Source organism: Herbaspirillum lusitanum, from assembly GCF_026127345.1.
In the GTDB taxonomy this organism is placed as follows: domain Bacteria; phylum Pseudomonadota; class Gammaproteobacteria; order Burkholderiales; family Burkholderiaceae_D; genus Herbaspirillum; species Herbaspirillum lusitanum.
Genome location: NZ_QXFG01000011.1, coordinates 1 through 19,884 on the forward strand (window position 1 = coordinate 1; position 19,884 = coordinate 19,884).

Below are 19,884 nucleotides of genomic sequence, written 5' to 3' on the forward strand. Positions count from 1 at the left end.
TCCGGCTTTATCTACCTGGCCGTTGTCCTGGATGCTTGCAGTCGTAAGGTGATTGGCTACGCCTTATCCAAGCGTATCGACACGCCCTTGGCCCTGGCCGCGCTGACGGCGGCTTATAGAAGTCGCAAGCCGGCGCCCAACACATGCATTCACCACACCGACCGCGGGTGCCAATATGGAAGTGCTTTGTACCGAGAGGCGCTGGAAGAATTCGGCCTGATTGGTTCGATGAGCGCACCAGCCAACCCATATCACAACGCGCAGGCGGAGAGCTTCATGAAGACGCTCAAGGTGGAAGAGGTCTATCTGGCTGGTTATGAGAAATTCGACGATGTGGCCGGCAGGCTGCCATACTTCATCGAAGAGATTTACAACGAACGGCGTATGCACTCAGCGCTGGGCTATCAATCACCGAACCAATTCGAAGCACAACTCGCTCGGCAAGCGGCTTAGTTTCTCGGTCAACCTTGGTCCAGCCCGAGGGGTTCACTCCATAAGTGGGTCAATTTTCGATGCAAATCAACATCGAAGCCAACAAATCAACGATCGTCACGCAACAGCCGGATGGGAACCGACTTTACCGCGGGCACTTTGCTTTCTTTGGCATAGTGAGAAAGCGGGATCAAAGGATTGAGTTCCGGGTAATAGCCCAGTACGCAACCTCGGGGAATATCGAAAGCCTGGATGCGCAAGCCCCCGACACTGCGGTCAATATGGTCCTCCCCCGGAGGGACTACGGATATAGCCTTCACGATGTCCCCCTCTGAAAGCTGCAACTGCTGAATGTCTGCGCGATGCATCAGCAGCACCTTCCGTGTTCCGTGGACGCCGCGAAATCGGTCGGATAAGCCATATACGGTGGTATTAAATTGGCTGTCGCCTCGTGTTGTCATTAACCGCAAAACGTCGCCGCCGGGCGGAAGCATATCGGGATCTGCGTCCAGGCAGGTTGGCGGAAAAAAATTAGCCTTCCCGTTCGGTGTTTCCCATTGCCGTGTACGCGCGCCCATCGGCCTGGCGAAACCTCCCGGATTCCACATGCGGCGATTGAAATCTTTGAATATCTTCGGATAAGTAATTTCGATGGCGTCGCGAATAGTCGAATAATCGTCCATCCAAGTCTGCCACGTCACTTTGGGGTTGAAAGGTAGAAGACGTTTTGCCAGCTGTCCGATGATCGCCACTTCAGATAACAGCTGGGGAGAAGCAGGCTCGACTTGCCCGCGCGACCCATGCATGCATCCGGTGCTATCTTCCATTGAAACGGCTTGCGGACCACTCGCCTGACGGTCGATTTCGATACGCCCCAGACAGGGTAGCAAGTAAGATTTCTCGCCGTGAATCAGCGCGCTGCGATTGAGTTTGGTAAGTACCTGCACTGTCAGAGGAATTTCTCGCCACGCCGGCTCTATGCGCCGGTGGTCCGGGACAGCGCGTACGAAGTTTCCTCCCAACATGAAAAATGCAGATACGTTCTTTGCCAACACTGCTTCACAAGCTTCCACCGTGTTCCAGCCTTTCTTCGACGGCGGCTCAAATCCGTATTGCTCCTTCAGTTTATCCATTGGAACAAGCTCAGGCTTTTCGGTGATTCCGACAGTCCGTTGGCCCTGAACATTTGAATGCCCGCGTATGGGGCAAATGCCCGCGCCGGGCTTGCCGATGTTGCCTCTCAACAGCAACAGGTTGGTTAACATGTGAATCGTTTGTACGCCTTCCCGGTGCTGGGTTACCCCCATTCCGTACATCAACATCACAGCCTTGGCGTTAACGTAGGTTCTCGCCGCCTGGATCAGCTCTTCACGACTGACACCGGAGGCTTTTTCGATATCTGTCCAGTTAACTTTACGAATCGCGGCGGCCAATTCGTCAAAGCCTTGCGTGTGTTCTGCAATGAAGTTGACGTCGACAATCCGTTCGCCTCCGTTCATACGTTTCTCGTCGTCTGTTTCGAGAATCCACTTCATCATGCCGGTCAACGCGGCAATGTCGCCGCCGACCTTGACGCGCACATACTGAGTACTGACATCGGTATGGGCAGGAGTCGCCATTTGCAGCGGCGACTGCGGATTGACGAATTTTTCCAGACCGCGCTCCCGTATGGGATTAAAGGTGACGATGGGCACACCGCGTTTGCGCACCTCCTCAAGCTGATGCAGCATGCGTGGCGCATTGGTGCCAGTATTGTGACCGAAAAACAGGATGCAATCGGTATGTTGAAAATCCTCCAATGTCAGCGTCCCCACCGGCACGCCGATACTTTTTGGAAGCGCTACCGATGTGGACTCGTGGCACATGTTGGAACTGTCCGGCAGATGATTATTGCCATACATCCTGGCCATCAGCTGGTAAAGATAGGAGGCTTCCAGTGAAGCCCTTCCTGACGAGTAGAACACAACTCCATCGGGCTCCATTGCCCGAAGATCTGCGGCGATAGCGTCAAAGGCGTCATCCCATGCAACCGGTACATATTTGTCTGAACTGGCCTCGTAGCGAAGCGGGGTTGTCAGTCGACCCGCGGCTTCCAGTTCCATGTCGCTCCAACCTTCAAGCTCACGCACGGTATGCCGTTCAAATAAGGAGGCATCCGCACGCTTCGAGGTAATCTCCCACGCAGTCGCCTTCGCACCATTTTCGCAAAACTCAAAGGCATGTGGGTCGGCCGGTTTCGCCCACGAACAACTCACACAGGCAAACCCATCCGGTTTATTTTGTTGAAGCAATACCTTTGTGCCTTTTACCAATACTCTCTCTCGGCCCAGAATCGAGCTGAGGGCACGGACAGATCCCCATCCGCCGGCGGCGTTCTTGTATTTTTTAAAGTGGGCTTTACGTGGATCGTCTTCCTTTTGCATGGCTAGCTTTCCTGAGGCCGGAATCCCAGCGCCCGCATCGCAGACGTCAGGGACTGATTGATAAAACTGTTATTGCTCCACGGCGCATTGCCCCGGTCGAGGCGCGTATGAATGTTGGAGATGTTCCATTGCGAACCGCTCTGCAGCCTCTCCAGTTCATCCCAGGACACCGGCACCGACACGCCCATTCCAGGACGCGCGCGCAGCGACCACGCACAGGCAGTCGTCGCGCCGAAACCGTTGCGGATGTAATCCAGGAAGATCCTGCCGACACGATTGCGGCTCCCGCTCTTGGCGCTGAACCGCTCGGGCAAGGTCTGCGCCAGATGCGTGGCGATGGCATGCGAGAAATCCTTGACGGTATCCCACCCGTGCTGCCGCCGTAGTGGGACAAGAATGTGAAGACCTTTTCCGCCACTGGTCTTCAACAGGCTTTGAAGGCCGAGTTCCTGAAGAAACCCGCGCACCAGAGTCGCGGCTTCCTGCACTGCCGCCCAACTGACATTGCTACCGGGATCAAGATCAAAAATGAAACGATCCGGCTTGGTGGGCGACGTCCGCGTGCCGTTCCAGGTATGGAACTCAAGAACGTTCATCTGTGCTGCACTGAGCAAGCCCAAGGGTTCTGCAACTTCCAGATAAGGAGGATGATCCGGGTCTATCGCCTGAGGGAGCGCTCGAATTCCCTCCATCGCGCGTTGCTCAAGATGCTTCTGAAAAAAAAGTTCGCCACCCACGCCCGTTGGCGCCCGCACGAGCGATACAGGACGGCCCTTCAAGTGTTCCATCATCAGCGGTGCAACCAGGGCGTAGTAGCGCAGCACCTCGATTTTCGACGTGCCGCGTTCTTTGTCGACAATGCGATCAGGATGCGTGATTCGAAACGAGGATAGGGTTGATTGCGGCGATAGCGGCGATGGCGACGCGGTACGCGCACCACCGTCCTCTCCTTCCGACACCAGGCTGTCATGTCCCGAATGTCCTTCGTGCAGCTTCTCGTGCGGCTCGTCCTCGGTCAATAACGTCGGTTTTTCGCGAACGATTTCCTCCGGCTTTTTGTCAGTGCGCAGTCCGCGGAACACGGCGTGGCGTACGTGACCACCAGCGGTCCAGTTCGAGAACGAGATTTCCGCGACCAGCGTCGGCTTGACCCAATGTACCTTGCGATGCTTGCCGGTCGGCCCTTCCAGTGGAGCCTCCTTGATGTGCAAAGCATGTAGCTTCTTGGAGAGAGCCCCCAATCCGGAATCGTCGAAGCCGCTGCCGACATTGCCTGCATAGCGTAACCTGCCGTCTTTGTCATGCACTGCAAGCAATAACGAGCCGAATCCCGCTCGCGAACCTTGGGGATCTGTATGGCCGACGATCACGAATTCCTGCCGCTGTCCGCATTTCAGTTTGACCCAGTCGGGGCTGCGCCGCTGGATATAGGATGAGTCGATGCGTTTGCCGATCATGCCCTCCAGGCCAAGCCGGCAAGCAGAGGCCAAGATGTCGTGGGGGTCGACATCAAAGCTGTCGCTAAAGCGAATGTTGCCGGACAATTTGTCTCCGGCGCCGTCGAACAAACTTTTCAGCAACTTGCGACGCTCAATGAGTGGTGCGTCGCGGATGTCGTAACCGCCGCAATACGCCACATCGAAAAGGTAGTAGACGATATCGTTGGTATGCCGGCCATCAAAGGCTTGCTGAAGTAATTGGAAGTCCGGCAAACCATCCGCACCGAGCACGACGATCTCGCCGTCGTACCATCCATCAGGCAACTTCATGTCTTGCAAGGATTTTTCCAGTACAGGAAGCTGCGCGGTCCAGCAATTGCCGTTGCGCGTCCATAGTTGCACCGAGCGTCCCTCTACGCGAGTCAGGATCCGGTAGCCGTCGAACTTGAGTTCATACAGCCACTCGCCGGCCTCTGTCGGTGGGTGTTCAACCAGCGTTGCCAGCTGCGGGCTGAATTTTTCCGGCAAGGCCGATTTTTTTGCCACTTGCCGTGTTGCCTCCCCGCTTGCAACCGCAGTTTGTTCCGGCACGGGCGGCGGATCGAGAGCCGCGACGCTATCAGGGCGCTCATCCACCACGCTGAATGCCGAATCGGCTTGCGCATATTCATCTTTTTCTTTGATCAGAAGCCACGGATCCTGGCGCCCCTCACGCTTGTTCATGCGCACCAGCGCCCATGTCCCCGCCAATTTGTGACCGTAGAGATGGAATTTCAAATGACCTGCTGCATAGCCTTTAGCCGCATTGCCGATCGGTTCCCATGTACCTTTGTCCCAGATCATCACTTTTCCCGCGCCATACTGCCGGGCAGGTATATCGCCTTCAAAGCTGTTGTAGGAGATCGGGTGGTCCTCGACATGCATTGCCATGCGCTTGATGTGCGGATCGAAGCTTGGCCCTTTCGGAACGGCCCAGCTTTTCATTGTGCCGTTGAGTTCAATGCGAAAGTCATAGTGCAGTCGGCGCGCCCAGTGCTTCTGGATCACGAACGCCAACCTGCCTTTGATTTTTTCACCCCGAGCCACCGGCTCCGGCGTGATCGAAAAGTCACGCTTCTCCCGATAACGTTTGAGTGAATCAGCCATCTTCTGCCTTAACTAAAAGCATGCTGCATTCCGTAAAACTATTCGGCTTCCCATGTCAGCAACAACATAGAAATAATCCTGTGATAGTGTGCACGCGCATTGCCGGGGGAAAGTTTAAATAGTCAGATCACGCCAAATAATTTAAGCACCAGCGCCAGTCCAACCAGAAGAAAGGCAATGAGCCCGAGAATAATCCTCGACGGCGCCTTGGAGGCCTGCCCCCCTTCCATCCGCTCTGCAGTGCTTGAAGCGTCACCAGACGCTCGGTTTGCTTGCTTGTCTATTTGCTCGGTCATCTGTGACTCCGTGTCTGCGGCTGCGCTTGTGGCTTGTTTCATTCTGAGCATAGACCTGCCTCCCACGCCTGCCAGTCGGCCTTGCTCTTTATTGGTTGTAGGAAAAATTGAAGCAAGAGATACAACAAGTCTGCTTGTCTTACAGAATGAAGCGGGTGACGCCGACAGCAGGATCAGTTAGCTATGCGCATAATTTTTTTCATCATGCTGGTGCGTGGGGCAGCTGTAAGCCGTCACTATTTTCAGATCCCCAATTCATCGGTTCTCCGATCCCCTTTATCGCAGTTATCTGCAAATCAGCCGATTATTCATCGTTCCCGACCAGTCCATGGCACCTCCATTCACTACGTCAGCCGGTGCATTTCTACAGAGCGTACTGCACCCGCAAGGCATCCAGGCGGAGCGGATCTGGAATTTGTGGAATCTCACGCTGGTTCTATGCGGAGCCGTGTTTTTCCTGATCGTGACGGTCTTTTTATACGTTCTGTGGCGCGCGCCACGCAGTACCGCAACCACCAAAGCCGACGTTCACAACCAGCATTCCAAACGCGTTCACCATATCGCCATCGCGTGGGCTCTGGGCTTGTCTGCAGCAGGGCTGGGTAGCTTATTCGCGGTCGATATGCTGACCGCTCGTCAGTTGTCGCAATTGCTTCCCGACGATGCCTTGCGCATCGATCTGACCGGCCACCAATGGTGGTGGCAAGCGACGTACCTCAATAGCGCCGGCGCGCCCGACTTCATCGTCGCTAACGAATTGCAATTGCCGGTCGGCCGCACGGTTCTCATCAATCTGCGTAGCGACGATGTTATCCATTCATTATGGATTCCGGCGCTGCATGGCAAGCTCGACCTGATTCCCGGGCGTACGGCCACACTGCGCCTGCGCGCCGATGCTCCTGGCAGTTACCGCGGCCAGTGTGCTGAATTTTGCGGCGAGCAGCATGCCTTGATGGCATTGCTGGCAATAGCAAAACCTGCCGAGCAGTATGAAGCATGGGCAGTGTCGCAACGTCGTCCTGCCGCGCCGCCACAAACCGAGTCAGCCAAACATGGGCTTCGGGTATTTTTGTCCAATGGCTGCGCCTCTTGCCATACCATCCGCGGCACCGCCGCTGCCGGCACGCTCGGCCCCGACCTGACGCATCTGGCCGCGCGCGAAACACTCGCGGCCGGGATGCTACCCAACCAGCGCGGACATCTGGCAGGCTGGATCGCCAATGCCCGCGCGATCAAACCGGGTGTCGCGATGCCGCCTTCGACACTCACACCAAACGATTTGCACTCCCTGCTCGATTTCATGGAGACATTGCGATGATGTCTGCATCGTCTTCCCCAGACAGCGTGGCCGTCACAGTTGAGGCCTCGCAAGCTGATGCACTGGAAGCGACTTGGCGCGATCCGCCAGGCTGGCGGGGCTGGATATGCGCGGTCAATCACAAAACGATCAGCCGGCGCTTCATGATCGCGACGTTCGTCTTTTTCCTGCTGGGCGGTGTGCTGGCGTTGATGATACGGCTGCAACTGGCGCAACCGGCCAACACCGTTATCGGCCCCTCGCTGTACAACCAGTTGTTCACCATGCACGGCACGACCATGATGTTCCTCTTTGCCGTGCCGGTCATGCAGGCAATTGCCATCTATTTGATTCCTCTGATGATCGGCGCGCGCAGCGTCGCCTTTCCGCTACTCAATGCGTTTGCGTATTGGATTTTCGTATTCGGCGGGATGATGTTGTATGCCGCGTTTATCGTGGGCAGCGGTCCCGACGTGGGCTGGTTCGCTTATGTGCCGTTGTCGCTGACTTCCTATTCCAGCGGCAAGGGAGTCGACTTCTGGGCACAGATGATCACATTCACAGAGTTGTCGGGCCTGATCGAGGCCATCGTCATTATCACCACCATCCTGAAAATGCGTGCTCCCGGCATGTCGTTGCGGCGCATGCCCTTGTTCGTCTGGGCGATGCTGGTCACGTCATTCATGGTGCTGTTTGCCATGCCTGCGGTGATGTTCGGCAGTACTGCGCTCATCACTGATCGCCTCGTCGGTACCCAGTTCTACAGCACGGGGGACGGCGGTGATGCTTTGCTGTGGCAACATCTTTTCTGGTTCTTCGGCCACCCCGAGGTCTACCTGATCTTTATCCCTCCACTGGGCTTTTTGTCTCAGATCATTGCCACATTTTCACGCCGCCCCATTGTCGGCTATCCATTGATGGTGCTGGCGTTGATTGCCACCGGCTTTCTCGCATTTGGCTTGTGGGTGCATCACATGTTCGCCACCAATCTTCCTGAAATCGGAAAAGCCTTCTTTACCGCCGCAAGTTTGTTGATTGCGCTGCCGACAGCGTCGCAAATATTTTGCTGGCTCGCCACTTTATGGAGTGGTCGGCTCTCTCTGCGCACGCCTTTGCTTTTTGTATTGGCGTTTTTTGTGATCCTGCTGTTGGGCGGATTGACAGGGATCATGCTGGCGCTTGTACCTCTCGATCTCCAGTTACACGACACGTTTTTTGTGGTCGCGCATTTGCATTATGTCTTGCTCGGCGGCGCCGTCTTTCCGCTATTTGGCGCCATCTATTACTGGTTCCCGAAATTTACCGGGCGCTTGCTGGGCGAACGGCTGGGCCGCTGGCAATTCTGGTTATTTTTTATCGGGTTCAATGTCAGTTTTTTCCCGATGCACATGCTCGGCCTGCAAGGAATGCCTCGCCGGGTCTACACCTATCCGGTACAAATGGGTTGGGGAGCGCTGAATTTTTTGTCGACCATCGGTGCAATGATGATTGCGGCGAGCGTGCTGATGTTTTTGTTCAACGTATGGCGCAGCCTGCGTCGCGGCGAATCGGCCGGCCCTGATCCCTGGGGTGCGGGAACGCTGGAATGGAGCGTGCCGTCGCCGCCGCCTGCAGGCAATTTCGTTGCGGTTCCCGTCGTGCATGCCAACGAACCCCTCTGGTCGCCGCCTGCACAACCGTCTTATGTCACCGGCCTGTCAAACACCGATCGGGAAGTATTGATCACTTCGGCAGTAGAAGCACAGCCGGACCACCGCTTCTGGTTGCCGCCGCCGTCGCCGTGGCCGTTTCTCTCAGCCGTTGCATTAACGGTCTTGTTTATCGGATCGATATTCACACCCTGGGCGGTGGTATGGGGAGCGATCCCGGTGGCGATCACGACGACCTTGTGGTTCTGGCCGAGGAAAGCCCGTACCGCCGCACGTACCTCCACCGAAGTGCGACCATGATCATGAGCGGCGATACACATCACTCAGCCAAGCCTGCAAAACAGGCGGTGCAACAAGGCGCCGCACTTGATATCAGTGCTCTTCCCACCTTTGCGTTCGGTCCTCGCAGCACTACCTGGTGGGGCACCATGGGCATGGTACTGGTAGAAGGCACGGTCTTCGCGCTTGGCGTCATGAGCTATTTCTATCTGCGCAGTCAATCGGATCAGTGGCCGGACGGCGGCATTCCGCCCGACCTGATGTGGGGGACGCTGAATACCTTGCTCATGCTGCTCAGTTGCGTGCCCAATTGGTGGACTAACGAGGCCGCCAAGCAATTCGACCTTCGAAAAGTCCGGATCGGACTTTGCATTTGCATGGTTTTCTCGCTGCTTTTCCTGGGCGGCCGCGTCGGCGAGTTCGCCTCGCTCAACGTCAAGTGGAGCGACAACGCTTACGGCTCAGTGACATGGATGTTACTGGGGCTGCACACTACCCATCTGATTACCGACACCTACAGCACGCTGGTGCTGACGGTTCTTTTTTTCACCGGTCCCGTGGAAGCCAAGCGCTTTGTCGACGTCAGTGAAAACGCGGCTTATTGGTATTTTGTCGTCATCAGCTGGGTTGCCATCTATGCAGTGATTTATGGCGGCGCACGACTTTAGCCAATAGCGCCCAGGAGACAAGGAAACGAGGAGACCGACGAGCATGATTTTACGTGCCTTCATTTTGCGATTCCTGGCGGGGACGGTGTTGATGACCGGCGCCGTCGCCATGGCGCATCCGATTGCCCGCGTGCCCTCAACAGCAAGCTCGTTGGCGCTGGAGCTGCTGGTCGACGGCTGCCTGGCGGCATCCTTGTTACTGTATGTCATCGGCGCCGCCCGGCTGTGGCGACGCTCGAACAAAGGGCGCAGCGCCCTTGTGCGACGCGGCACTTTTTTCTTGCTGGGGTGGCTGGCGCTGGCTGCTGCTTTATTGTCGCCGGTAGATACGATGGGCACCACGTCGTTTGCAATGCATATGATTCAACATGAATTGTTGATGATCGTCGCCGCCCCCCTGCTGGTACTGAGCTATCCGTTCGGAACGTGGATGTGGGCGTGGAATCGGCCTGCGCGTCATGTATTGGGCAGGGCCGGCAATCGTCCGGTTGTCGCACGGTGCTGGCGAGCACTCACCGCCCCTTTGCATGCCTGGGTCTTGCACTTTGCCGCGCTGTGGCTATGGCATGCTCCGCCGCTATTCGATGCCGCCCTGCGTAACGACGGCATCCATGCCCTGCAACATGCGAGCTTTCTCTTCTCTGCGCTTTTATTCTGGTGGGGTGTACTTGGCGAATTGCATCGCGACAATCAACGCGGCGCTGCAATTCTCTACTTGTTTACCACCATGATGCACACCGGGGCGCTGGGCGCCTTGTTTGCCATGTCCACGACCGTCTGGTATGCGCCATACCGTCAGCAATTCAGTTCGCTGGGGCTAAGCACATTGGAAGACCAGCAACTTGGAGGTTTGATCATGTGGGTTCCAGGTGGACTGGCCTATGTCATTGCAGGACTGATGCTGTGTGCACAGTGGTTGCGATCACCACCGGCATTATCGGAGCACGCGCGATGAAAGAATTTTTTTCTCTTGCATGCCTGCTGTGCTGTCTGCTGGCGACGGGCTGCAAGCAAAATGCACCGGCAGTGGAGGCTGGAAGTGTAGCCGGCGACCAAGTCCGGGGACAGTATCTTCTGGCGACTTACGGTTGCGCCGCGTGTCATCGCATCAAGGACGTCGCACCTGGTCAAAACCAGGTTGGGCCTGATCTGCGTTCCGTCGCCGACTACAGTTATCTGGCCGGGATCCTTCCGAATACTCAACAAAACATGGTGCGCTGGCTGGTGCATCCGCGCAGCCTCAGTCCCGGAACGGCAATGCCTGAGCTTGGCGTGACCGAGAAGGATGCACGAGATATGGCGGCCTATCTCTATGCACAATAGCAACCACATTGTCCCCGAAAGGAAACCAACGATGAGACCGCTGACGTCGCTTCGGCTGGTTGTGACGACCATGCTGGCGTGCGCCCTGCTGCTCATGCTCGGGGCGGGCGTAGTCATCTGGAGCGGCTGGTACAACGTCGGCGCCGCCGTTCAACACTGGCAGCCGGTCTACACCTTGCTGGAATTCTCCATGCGGCGCTCGGTGCAGAATCACGCCGCGGGGACTAGGGTGCCGCCGCTTACGCAGGAGCTCCGCAGCCAGGGTGCCGGTTTATACCGAAGTTATTGCCTGGCCTGCCATGGCGCCCCCGGCCTCGCGCCCGACAGGATGGGACGCAGCATGCAACCGGTACCCGGTCCTTTGACTGCGGCCCGACGTCGCTGGAAGCCCAATGAACTGCACTGGATTATCCGTAACGGCATCAAGATGAGCGGTATGCCGGCGTGGGAATTTCATCTGAGCGATGCCGAGACCTGGGCGCTGGTGGCCTATCTGCAATATCTTCCTGAAACCTCGCCGGCCAAGGCCGTCCCCGCTACGCCAGAAAACTCAGAACCCCTGCTACGCTCCGAAAATGCCGCCCCCTCGAAAAACCTCGAGCGTGGCCGTAATGCACTTGCCCAATATGGCTGCCGGTCATGCCACGTCATTCCCGGGGTCAGCGGCTCGCAAGTTCAGGTCGGTCCCGCGTTACAGGGACTCAATGGACACAGCTATATCGCCGGCTATTTACCGAATACGAACGAAAATCTGGTGCGCTGGATACGCGCTCCCAAAGCAATTAAACCGGACAGCGCCATGCCTGATCTCGAGGTGACGCAGCAAGATGCCGAGGACATGGCGGCATATCTGCGCTCGCTGAAGAAATAACTTCAAGGGTCGCAGCGCATGAGCGACGCAGCTCCTCCGTCAGCCGGGTCCTACTTTCAATTGAGCCCTCCGCTGATATTCATTTCCAAAGTGCGCGCTCACTATTTGTACCGGACACCAGACACACCATAGACCCAGGGAGTAAAAATATGGACAGGCCCTTTTTTACAAACCGCCGCCACCGAACGAAAATCGATATGAAAACATGCTTACGTCTGCTTGTGCTGATGCTCAGCATCGGATACCTGACAAGCGCCGGCGCTCAGTCGTCCGGATCAGGCAAAGGTCCCGGTTCAAGTATCACTGGGCGTCCAGCGCCAAAAAAACAAGATGACGGCGCCGTCAATCGCGGCGCCCTAAGCGGCGGCGAACGAGGTTCCGGTGCAAGCGGTACAGGCACATCCTTCGGCGCCAACGGCACGGGCGGCATGAACGGTGGCGGCAGCGGCGGCTCGGCCAGCGGGTCGTCCAGCGTCGGCGGTTCCTCGTCGGGCGGTAACGGAGGCAATACCGGTTCCGGACCATCGGCTCAGAACCAAACGAACCACACTGGCAACGCCGGCTCTGGCGGCAGCGGTGTAAATACGAGCGCGCCGAACGGTAGTAAGCGATAAGGTACGACGAAGATTAACGACAACGACAGTCTGTCGTTTCGCCGCCGTTCGCATTCCCCAGGCAACAACGTAGCAAGAGCAACCGCAAACTTAACTTAAAACGGCGTTCGCAGAAAGTCGCCTCTGGCTGATGCAAAAGCCAGCCGAAGGGACTTCGATGCCAAAAATCCACAAGCCGCAACCGCCACTTCTACAACCATCGGCGACGACTTCCGATGCGTCGTCTGAAATGCCGACCGTAGAGCATATTACCGTCGGCATTCTTTTTCTTTGCCTGCTGGGAGGGGTGGCGGTTTGGCTTCAAGGCACACCGCCTTTACGCGGAGCACTGCTCGGCGGTGCAGCCGCGGCATTGGCCACGGCCTCCGGGACAATTCCTGTCGCACTGTCAAAAGGTTTTTCGCGATGCGCCTCCGCCAGCTTTCTTGGCTTTGGGGCCGGCGTCATGTTGGCGGCATCCACTTTCTCCCTGATCATTCCGGCACTTGAGGCCATGCAGTCGCATGGCGTGCCACGCTGGGAATCCAGCGCTCAGGTTGCGCTGGGCGTACTCTTGGGAGCAGGATTCGTTCTCGTGCTGGACCGCTGGGGATCGATCGCCATCCCCGGCTTACACAGCGACACGGACACCTCAGTTACACGCAAGGCATGGTTGTTTGTGCTTGCCGTGGCCTTGCACAATATACCGGAAGGCATGGCCATTGGCGTCGGCTACGCCGGCATCGCCCATTCACAAGCCAATACGCTCGCAGCGGGCATAGCCATCCAGGATATTCCGGAAGGTCTGGTGGTTGCGACAGCCCTGCGCAGCGTCGGCTATCGCAAAGGCATGGCGATCAGTATGGGCGTTCTTTCCGGCGTGGTTGAACCGCTTGCAGCAGTGCTTGCTGCGGCCGTTGTCAGCACCTCGGAACTCTGGTTGCCTTGGGGTTTGGCAGGCGCGGCCGGCGCCATGCTGTTTGTCATCGCGCATGACGTGATCCCTGAAGCGCATCGCGATGGTCATCATCTTGCCTGTAGCTGCAGCATTGTTGGCGGTTTCATCTTGATGATGCTGCTCGATACCGCTCTGTAATTTGGCGCCGTCCCATGTCCCCATGCCCCATGTCCCATGCCCCGCATTCTCGCGTTCTTTTTCGACCGAGAGCGCAAGCTCGTCTTCAGCGACGCTGTCATCCTCGCCAGTGTGCGCCGACCTGAAGAGTGGAAATGCTCCGATGCCGATACTCGGCAAAACTATTTACGATCTGTCTCACCAGGTTTGCAGAACGTCCTGGTTTTTCACTTAACCCCCTTAAGGAGAAACACAATGGCTGATCAACAAAACCAAGGTAGCACCAGTAACCGCGGCTTCGCTTCGATGGATCCCGAGAAGCAACGTGAAATCGCAAGTGAAGGCGGCAAGGCTTCCCACGAAAAAGGAACCGGACATGAATTCAGTTCCGAGGAAGCACGTGAAGCTGGCCGCAAGGGTGGCCAAAACAGCCATGGCGGCGGTGGCAACAATCAGTCCCGCTAATCCTTAGCCGCAGGCTGACAGGCCGCATGCCCAGGTTTCCGGCATGCGGCCCAATTCACGAACCGAACTCTACGTCCGGTACTGCTCAGCCGTCCCCTCCACGCGCTCCCATGTAAAGGAGAAGTTATGTTCGCCCACAATAAAAGACTGCAGTACACCGTGCGTGTCAGCGAAACCAATCCCGGCCTTGCCAACCTGATGCTAGAACAATTCGGCGGCCCTCAAGGTGAGCTTGCCGCTGCATGCCGATACTTCACCCAAGCGCTATCGGAAGACGACCCCGGTCGCAAGGACATGTTGTTTGATATCGCCACCGAGGAGCTCAGCCATCTGGAAGTCATCGGCAACATCGTTGTGATGCTCAACAAGGGCGCCAAGGGCCGTCTTGCCGAGGGCGTGGAAGAAGAAGCTGAAATTTACCGCTCTATTACTGGTGCGGGAAATGACAGCCACTTAACGCAAGTCTTGTACGGCGGCGGTGCCCCTTTGGTCAATTCGGCAGGAGTGCCCTGGAGCGCAGCCTACATCGACACGATCGGCGAACCGACTGCCGACCTCCGTTCCAATATCGCCGCCGAGGCGCGCGCCAAAATCGTTTATGAGCGCCTGATCAATTTAACTTCGGATCCTGGTGTCAAAGAAGCACTCGGTTTTTTGATGACGCGTGAAATCGCGCATCAAAAATCATTTGAAAAGGCCCTCTACGCTATTTCTCCCAATTTCCCACCAGGGAAAGCGGCCGGAGATCCTCGGTTTGCAAGCGTGTATTACAACCTCTCGCGCGGCCCCGGTGAAGAGCGAGGCCCGTGGAACCAAGGGGAAAAATGGGACTTCGTCTCTGACCCTGACGAGCAGCTCAATGTCGACGGCAAAGGCGGTGACGCCACGGTGGAACTCGGTAGCGAGGAAAGCGCCGTTGTGGCGCAAATGGCAGTGCGTACCGCCTCCGCGCAAACCGGCGATCCCCTTACAGGCGCCGAACTGGGAATGGGACCGGGAGGCACCGATGCGGAAAAGGTCGCAGCGGCAAAGGAGCCGCCCCCATCCGCTTGAACTTTAGCAATTTTCGAAGCGGCTGATCACGCGATTTCTGGTCCACCGACCGATATCAAGCTCAAGCTGGACACTGCTTCCCATCAATGGAGAATGAGATGACTGCAAAAACCCTGAAAGATCTTTTTATTCACAGTCTGTCGGATGTCTATAGCGCAGAAAAACAGTTGACCAAAGCATTGCCGAAATTGGCACGCGCGTCGACGTCCCCGCAATTGAAGCAAGCCTTCGAGACGCATCTGGAAGAGACCAATGGCCAGATCGAACGCATCGATCGCGTCGTACAGGCCTCGGAGTTGCGGCTCAAACGTATCAAATGCGTCGCGATGGAAGGATTGGTGGAAGAAGGTCAGGAGCAGATCGACGAGATCGAAAAGGGGCCAGTACTTGACGCGGCTCTTATCGGCGCCGCTCAAAAGGTAGAGCACTACGAGATCGCCACCTATGGCACGCTCGCCGCGCTGGCGAAAAAGCTGGGCTATGACGAGGCGCTCAAATTGCTCTTGGAAACGCTTGAGGAAGAGAAAGCGACCGACAAGAAGCTAACCGACATCGCCGAACAGGAGATGGCGGAAAACGGCGCATAAGCCATGAATGCATCAACGCTCGACAAGTCCTTCTTTTCAAACTTCCGTTCAATCTGACTACGAGGCAACCAATGACTACGTCCCCCAACGAGAATCTCCTCGACTGGCTCCGCGATGCCCATGCGATGGAGCAGCAGGCAGAGCATATGCTCAAGGCGCAAGCCGAGCGTATCGAACATTATCCCGAACTGAAAGCCCGGATTGAGCAGCACATCGAAGAGACGCTGGGGCAGCAGGCCTTGCTCGACAACTGCATCAAGCGTCTGGGCGGCTCACCTTCCATGCTGAAAGATATCGGTGGAAAACTGATGGCTTTCGGCCAAGCGATGGGAGGAATGGCCATGACCGATGAAGTGGTCAAAGGCGCCATCGCCGGGTATGTCTTTGAGAACGTCGAGATTGCGACCTACACCGTGCTGATCGCGGCGGCGGAGCAAGCGGGCGATGCAGAAACTCAGCGCGCCTGCGAGCAGATCATCCAGGAAGAACGCGCCATGGCCGAATGGCTGTTGGCGCATTTACCGTCGGTCACCAAGCAATTTTTGGCGCGCTCGGAGATTCCGGATGTCACGGCAAAAGTTTGACCTGTCCCTACCGTCAATGCGGCATGCCCGTACATGTCCGTATCGGGGATTGCCGTAAGTTCTTTACCAGGTTCCGGCAGTGGCGTTGCCTCTCACGCTGATGTCGCTGAACCAATCCATTTTTCGTTTTTTATCGGGCCACGTAAGGGCTCATTACTTAAGGAGACAATAATGAAACACAAACTTATCACTCTGCTTATCGTCAGCGCCTTTGCCACGACTGCATACGCACAGACGGGTTTATCGACGGCTACAGGTAGCGGCGGAACTGGAGCCAGCAGCACGACCAGTGGCGGCGCCAGTGGCAGCAGCCAATCGAAAAACGGCAAGCAGCGCCGCAACAGCACCTCGACGACAGGCGGTCAATCCTCCGGATCCGATAGCAGTTCGGGCAGCGGCTCGATGAATGGCGGAAGTTCCGGTGCCGGTTCCAGCGGTTCCAACTCGGGCATGGGTACGAGCGGGTCCGGCGGTACAGGCACCGGTTCCGGTTCCGGCGGTTCGAGCGGTGGCTCCAGTGGTTCCGGCGGCTCCGGTGGCGCAGGTTCGAGCGGCGCAGGCGGCACCGGACGCTAATCTATCAGGAGCTGCCGGGCTGACCCGGCGGTTCCTTTCTTCGCCACGCCGCAGCATTTCCAAAAACCTCGGCTCAGATTGATGAGGCGTCTATGAAAAGAACAGCAACAGGTCCGCCGACACCGAAACCGGCCGTATCGCGTGACAGAAATCCTACCCAACCTGCATCGAGCGGTTCGGCTTCAAAGACCGTCCTGCGCGAAGAGCTGGACTCGGAAGCAGCACGGAAAGAAGCAATAGAGAAAACACGTAATGCAGCGCAAGGCAATTCAACGCGCGGAAACTCAAAAACATACTGAGCAACCGGCCTGATCAGCTGGCATCCTTAGCCGTTATCCACTGCGATGAAGCCGTAGTTTCGGTCGGCCATCGGCTTTTCGGTAGTCATGCTCCGGCACCGATGCAGCGGGTGCCGGAACACGAGAACTCATTCCAAAAACTAATGTGCAGCACCACCGCCGAGATATGCTGCTTGCACCGCGGGGTCGTTCTGCAGTTTGTCGGCCGGGCCGTGTACGGAAATCTTGCCGTTTTCCAGTACGTAGCCGTAGTCGGCGACGTTCAATGCCGCAGCGGCGAATTGTTCCACCAGCAGCATCGTGATCCCCTGTTCCTTCAAACGCAAGATGATGCGAAACACCTCTTCGACCAGGATGGGCGCGAGTCCCATCGATGGTTCGTCGAGCAGGATCACTTCCGGGTTGAGCATCACGGCGCGCGCCATGGCGAGCATCTGCTGCTCGCCGCCGGACAGCGTGCCGGCCAGTTGCGTCTGACGTTCCTTGAGACGCGGGAACAACTCCAATGCACGTTCCAGGTCGTGAGCGATATCGCCCTTGGGACGCGCCCGGGTGAAGCGCGGGAACGCGCCCAGCAACAGGTTGTCGGTGACGCTCATGGTGGCGAAGACGCGGCGGCCTTCGGGCGAATGGGCGAGACCGGCGCGCGCGATCTTGTGCGAGTCCTGGCCGGTGACGTCCTTGCCGCCCAGGGTGACGGTGCCTCCCTTGGGCTTGATCATGCCGGAGATGGCGCGCATGGTGGTGGTTTTGCCGGCGCCGTTGGAGCCGATCAGGGTGACCACTTTGCCTTTCGGCACTTCCATCGAAATACCGTGCAGCACTTCAACCTTGCCGTAAGCGGCCTGCAAATTCGAAATCGTCAACATCTCAAGCTCCCGCGGTGGTAGGTGTGGCGTCGCCGGCGCTGCCGCCGAGATAGGCTTCGATCACCTTGGGATCAGCCTGCACTGCGGCCGGCTTGCCTTCGGCGATCTTCTGGCCGAAGTCGAGCACGGTGACGGTGTCGCAGATCGACATGACGACGTCCATGTGATGCTCGATCAGGATGATGGTGATGCCGACATCGCGGATCTTGCGAATGATGGCGACCAGCTCCTTGATGTCGGGCGCGGTGAGGCCGGCGGCCGGTTCGTCGAGCAGCAACAGGCTCGGATTGAGGCCCAGTGCGCGACCGATTTCGAGCAGGCGCTGTTTGCCGTACGGCAGGTTGCGCGCTTCTTCGTTGGCAAGATCGGCGAGGCCGACGAACTCGAGAATCGCGGCGGCGCGTTCGCGTGCGGCGCGCTCTTCGCGCAGGTAGCGCGGGCTGTGCACCATGACGTCGGCGACGTTGCTGCGGAAGGTGTGGTGCAGGCCGACCAGGACGTTTTCAGTGGCGGACATTTCGCCGAACAGCTGGACGTTCTGGAAAGTGCGCGCCACGCCGCCTAGGGCGATCAGCGACGGCGGCTGGCCGGTGATGGTGCGGCCGTCGTATTCCACCGCGCCGTCAGTCGGACGGTAGATGCCGGTGAGCACGTTCATCATGGTGCTCTTGCCGGAACCGTTGGGGCCGATCAGGCCGTGCACGGTACCTTTGCGGACGTCGAGGTCGACCTTGTTGAGGGCTTTCAGGCCGCCGAACTGCATCAGCACCTGGTTGACCTTGAGCAGGGTTGCGCCGACTTCCTTGACCGCATCGTTGGTGATGACGGCGGCAGTCTTGTCGCCGGCGATTTGCTGCGCCAGCGGAACACGCTTGCTGAGCATGCGGCCGAACATGGCACGGCAGAAACCGACGATGCCGTCTTGCAGGTAATAGACCACGAACAGCGTCATCAGGCCGAAGATGGTGAGGCGCCAGTCGGTGATGTTTTCCAGCTTGTAGGAGAAGCCGGCCATGAGCACGGTGGCGACCACCGGCACGGCGATTTCGCGTGGCGTCTTGATCTTCTTGACGACCGAGCCGATGGCGCCGAGGACGACGATCACGGCAGCCACGGTGGCGATCTGGCGGAACAGTTCGATGTCCGACAGCAGGCTGGGCAGCATGACCACGATCAGCGCGCCGATGAGCGAACCGATGCGCGACTTGCGGCCGCCCATGATGACCGCCAGCAGGAACAGGATGGTCAGTTCGAAGTTGTAGGTATTGGGCGAGATGTACTCTTCCGAATACGCGTACAGGCAACCCGACAAACCGGCCAGCGCGGCGCTGATGACGAAGGCGTAGACCTTGTAGCGGTACACCGACACGCCCATGCAGTCCGAGGCGATCGGGCTGTCGCGCAGCGCCTGGAAGGCGCGGCCGAGGTTGGAGCGCAGAATGCGATGGACCACGATCAGCGACAGCACCATGAGCACGGCGACGACGTAGAAGAATTCGACTTCGTCGAGCTTGGTTCCGCCGAAACTCGGCTTCGGCACCTTGATGCCCATCGGACCTTCGGTGAGGAAAGTCATTTCATTGATGAGAATCTGGATGATGGTGCCGAAGGCCAGCGTGACCATCGCCAGGTAAGGACCCGTCACGCGCAAGGCCGGCAAGGCCAGCACTGCGCCGAAGACCGCAGTGACGCCGATGCTGGCCGGCAGGATCAGCAGGAACGGCAAACCGAGCTTGAAGTACAGCACGCCCGCGGTATACGAACCGATGCCGAACAGGCCGGCGTGACCCAGCGAAACCTGGCCGGTGTAGCCGACCACGATATCCAGCCCGAACAACAGGATGGCGTAGATCAGGATGGTTTCCACCAGATGCAGATAGTAGGGATTGCGCACGAAGAGAGGCAGCACCGCGAGCGCGGCGATGCCCAGGATCGAAAGAAGAAGGATTTTCTTGTTCAT

Annotated in this window: 18 protein-coding genes; 13 read left to right on the forward strand and 5 right to left on the reverse strand. The window is 57.6% G+C overall.

Features of this window, described 5'->3' with window-relative positions; all coding sequences use genetic code 11:
* Positions 1-453 (forward strand): DDE-type integrase/transposase/recombinase (locus tag DXT88_RS17230; protein ID WP_265215267.1); only part of this gene is annotated, 453 nt, incomplete at its 5' end.
* Between the two features lie 86 nt (positions 454-539).
* Here DXT88_RS17230 and DXT88_RS17235 read toward each other — a convergent pair.
* The 3 genes from DXT88_RS17235 to DXT88_RS17245 all read right to left on the reverse strand — a co-directional run bounded on the left by DXT88_RS17235 (position 540) and on the right by DXT88_RS17245 (position 5,736).
* Complete coding sequence (locus DXT88_RS17235) at positions 540-2,855, reverse strand: FdhF/YdeP family oxidoreductase (RefSeq protein ID WP_265215269.1); 2,316 nt, start codon at positions 2,853-2,855, stop codon at positions 540-542.
* A gap of 2 nt (positions 2,856-2,857) precedes the next feature.
* Positions 2,858-5,440 carry a DNA ligase D gene (gene ligD, locus DXT88_RS17240; RefSeq protein ID WP_265215271.1) on the reverse strand — a complete coding sequence of 861 codons (2,583 nt, stop codon included), beginning with the start codon at positions 5,438-5,440 and terminating at the stop codon, positions 2,858-2,860.
* Between the two features lie 122 nt (positions 5,441-5,562).
* A complete protein-coding gene (locus tag DXT88_RS17245) occupies positions 5,563-5,736 on the reverse strand; it encodes a hypothetical protein (protein ID WP_157137823.1) in 174 nt (57 codons plus the stop codon).
* Between the two features lie 328 nt (positions 5,737-6,064).
* Here DXT88_RS17245 and coxB point away from each other — a divergent pair, with 328 nt between their 5' ends.
* The 12 genes from coxB to DXT88_RS17305 all read left to right on the forward strand — a co-directional run bounded on the left by coxB (position 6,065) and on the right by DXT88_RS17305 (position 16,756).
* Positions 6,065-7,054, forward strand: coding sequence for a cytochrome c oxidase subunit II (gene coxB / locus DXT88_RS17250; RefSeq protein ID WP_265215273.1), 990 nt, complete (start codon positions 6,065-6,067; stop codon positions 7,052-7,054).
* The gene (gene ctaD, locus DXT88_RS17255; RefSeq protein ID WP_265215275.1) at positions 7,051-8,982 is read left to right on the forward strand and encodes a cytochrome c oxidase subunit I; all 1,932 of its coding nucleotides are present in this window, start codon (positions 7,051-7,053) and stop codon (positions 8,980-8,982) included. The genes coxB and ctaD overlap by 4 nt, the downstream gene beginning before the upstream one ends.
* Before the next feature lie 128 nt (positions 8,983-9,110).
* Complete coding sequence (locus DXT88_RS17260) at positions 9,111-9,629, forward strand: cytochrome c oxidase subunit 3 (protein WP_265215366.1); 519 nt, start codon at positions 9,111-9,113, stop codon at positions 9,627-9,629.
* Between the two features lie 43 nt (positions 9,630-9,672).
* The gene (locus DXT88_RS17265; RefSeq protein ID WP_265215276.1) at positions 9,673-10,584 is read left to right on the forward strand and encodes a cytochrome c oxidase assembly protein; all 912 of its coding nucleotides are present in this window, start codon (positions 9,673-9,675) and stop codon (positions 10,582-10,584) included.
* Entirely contained in the window at positions 10,581-10,952 is a 372-nt protein-coding gene (locus DXT88_RS17270; RefSeq protein WP_265215278.1) for a c-type cytochrome, read from the forward strand. The genes DXT88_RS17265 and DXT88_RS17270 overlap by 4 nt, the downstream gene beginning before the upstream one ends.
* A gap of 31 nt (positions 10,953-10,983) precedes the next feature.
* Positions 10,984-11,823, forward strand: a complete 840-nt coding sequence (locus tag DXT88_RS17275; RefSeq protein WP_265215280.1) for a c-type cytochrome — start codon at positions 10,984-10,986, stop codon at positions 11,821-11,823.
* A 771-nt stretch (positions 11,824-12,594) separates the two neighbouring features.
* Entirely contained in the window at positions 12,595-13,512 is a 918-nt protein-coding gene (locus DXT88_RS17280; RefSeq protein ID WP_265215282.1) for a ZIP family metal transporter, read from the forward strand.
* 234 nt (positions 13,513-13,746) lie between these two features.
* The gene (locus DXT88_RS17285) at positions 13,747-13,956 is read left to right on the forward strand and encodes a KGG domain-containing protein (protein WP_016833239.1); all 210 of its coding nucleotides are present in this window, start codon (positions 13,747-13,749) and stop codon (positions 13,954-13,956) included.
* A gap of 126 nt (positions 13,957-14,082) precedes the next feature.
* Positions 14,083-15,009: a manganese catalase family protein gene (locus DXT88_RS17290; RefSeq protein ID WP_016834077.1), complete on the forward strand. Its 927-nt coding sequence runs from the start codon at positions 14,083-14,085 to the stop codon at positions 15,007-15,009.
* A 98-nt stretch (positions 15,010-15,107) separates the two neighbouring features.
* Positions 15,108-15,596 (forward strand): YciE/YciF ferroxidase family protein, encoded by a 489-nt coding sequence (locus tag DXT88_RS17295; protein WP_029363405.1) that lies wholly within the window; start codon positions 15,108-15,110, stop codon positions 15,594-15,596.
* Between the two features lie 71 nt (positions 15,597-15,667).
* The gene (locus DXT88_RS17300) at positions 15,668-16,180 is read left to right on the forward strand and encodes a ferritin-like domain-containing protein (protein WP_265215285.1); all 513 of its coding nucleotides are present in this window, start codon (positions 15,668-15,670) and stop codon (positions 16,178-16,180) included.
* Between the two features lie 171 nt (positions 16,181-16,351).
* Positions 16,352-16,756, forward strand: a complete 405-nt coding sequence (locus tag DXT88_RS17305) for a hypothetical protein (RefSeq protein ID WP_265215287.1) — start codon at positions 16,352-16,354, stop codon at positions 16,754-16,756.
* A 439-nt stretch (positions 16,757-17,195) separates the two neighbouring features.
* On the opposite strand, the gene DXT88_RS17310 is transcribed toward DXT88_RS17305, so the two are convergent.
* Positions 17,196-17,924: an ABC transporter ATP-binding protein gene (locus tag DXT88_RS17310; RefSeq protein ID WP_265215289.1), complete on the reverse strand. Its 729-nt coding sequence runs from the start codon at positions 17,922-17,924 to the stop codon at positions 17,196-17,198.
* 1 nt (position 17,925) lies between these two features.
* The gene (locus DXT88_RS17315; RefSeq protein WP_029363403.1) at positions 17,926-19,884 is read right to left on the reverse strand and encodes a branched-chain amino acid ABC transporter ATP-binding protein/permease; all 1,959 of its coding nucleotides are present in this window, start codon (positions 19,882-19,884) and stop codon (positions 17,926-17,928) included.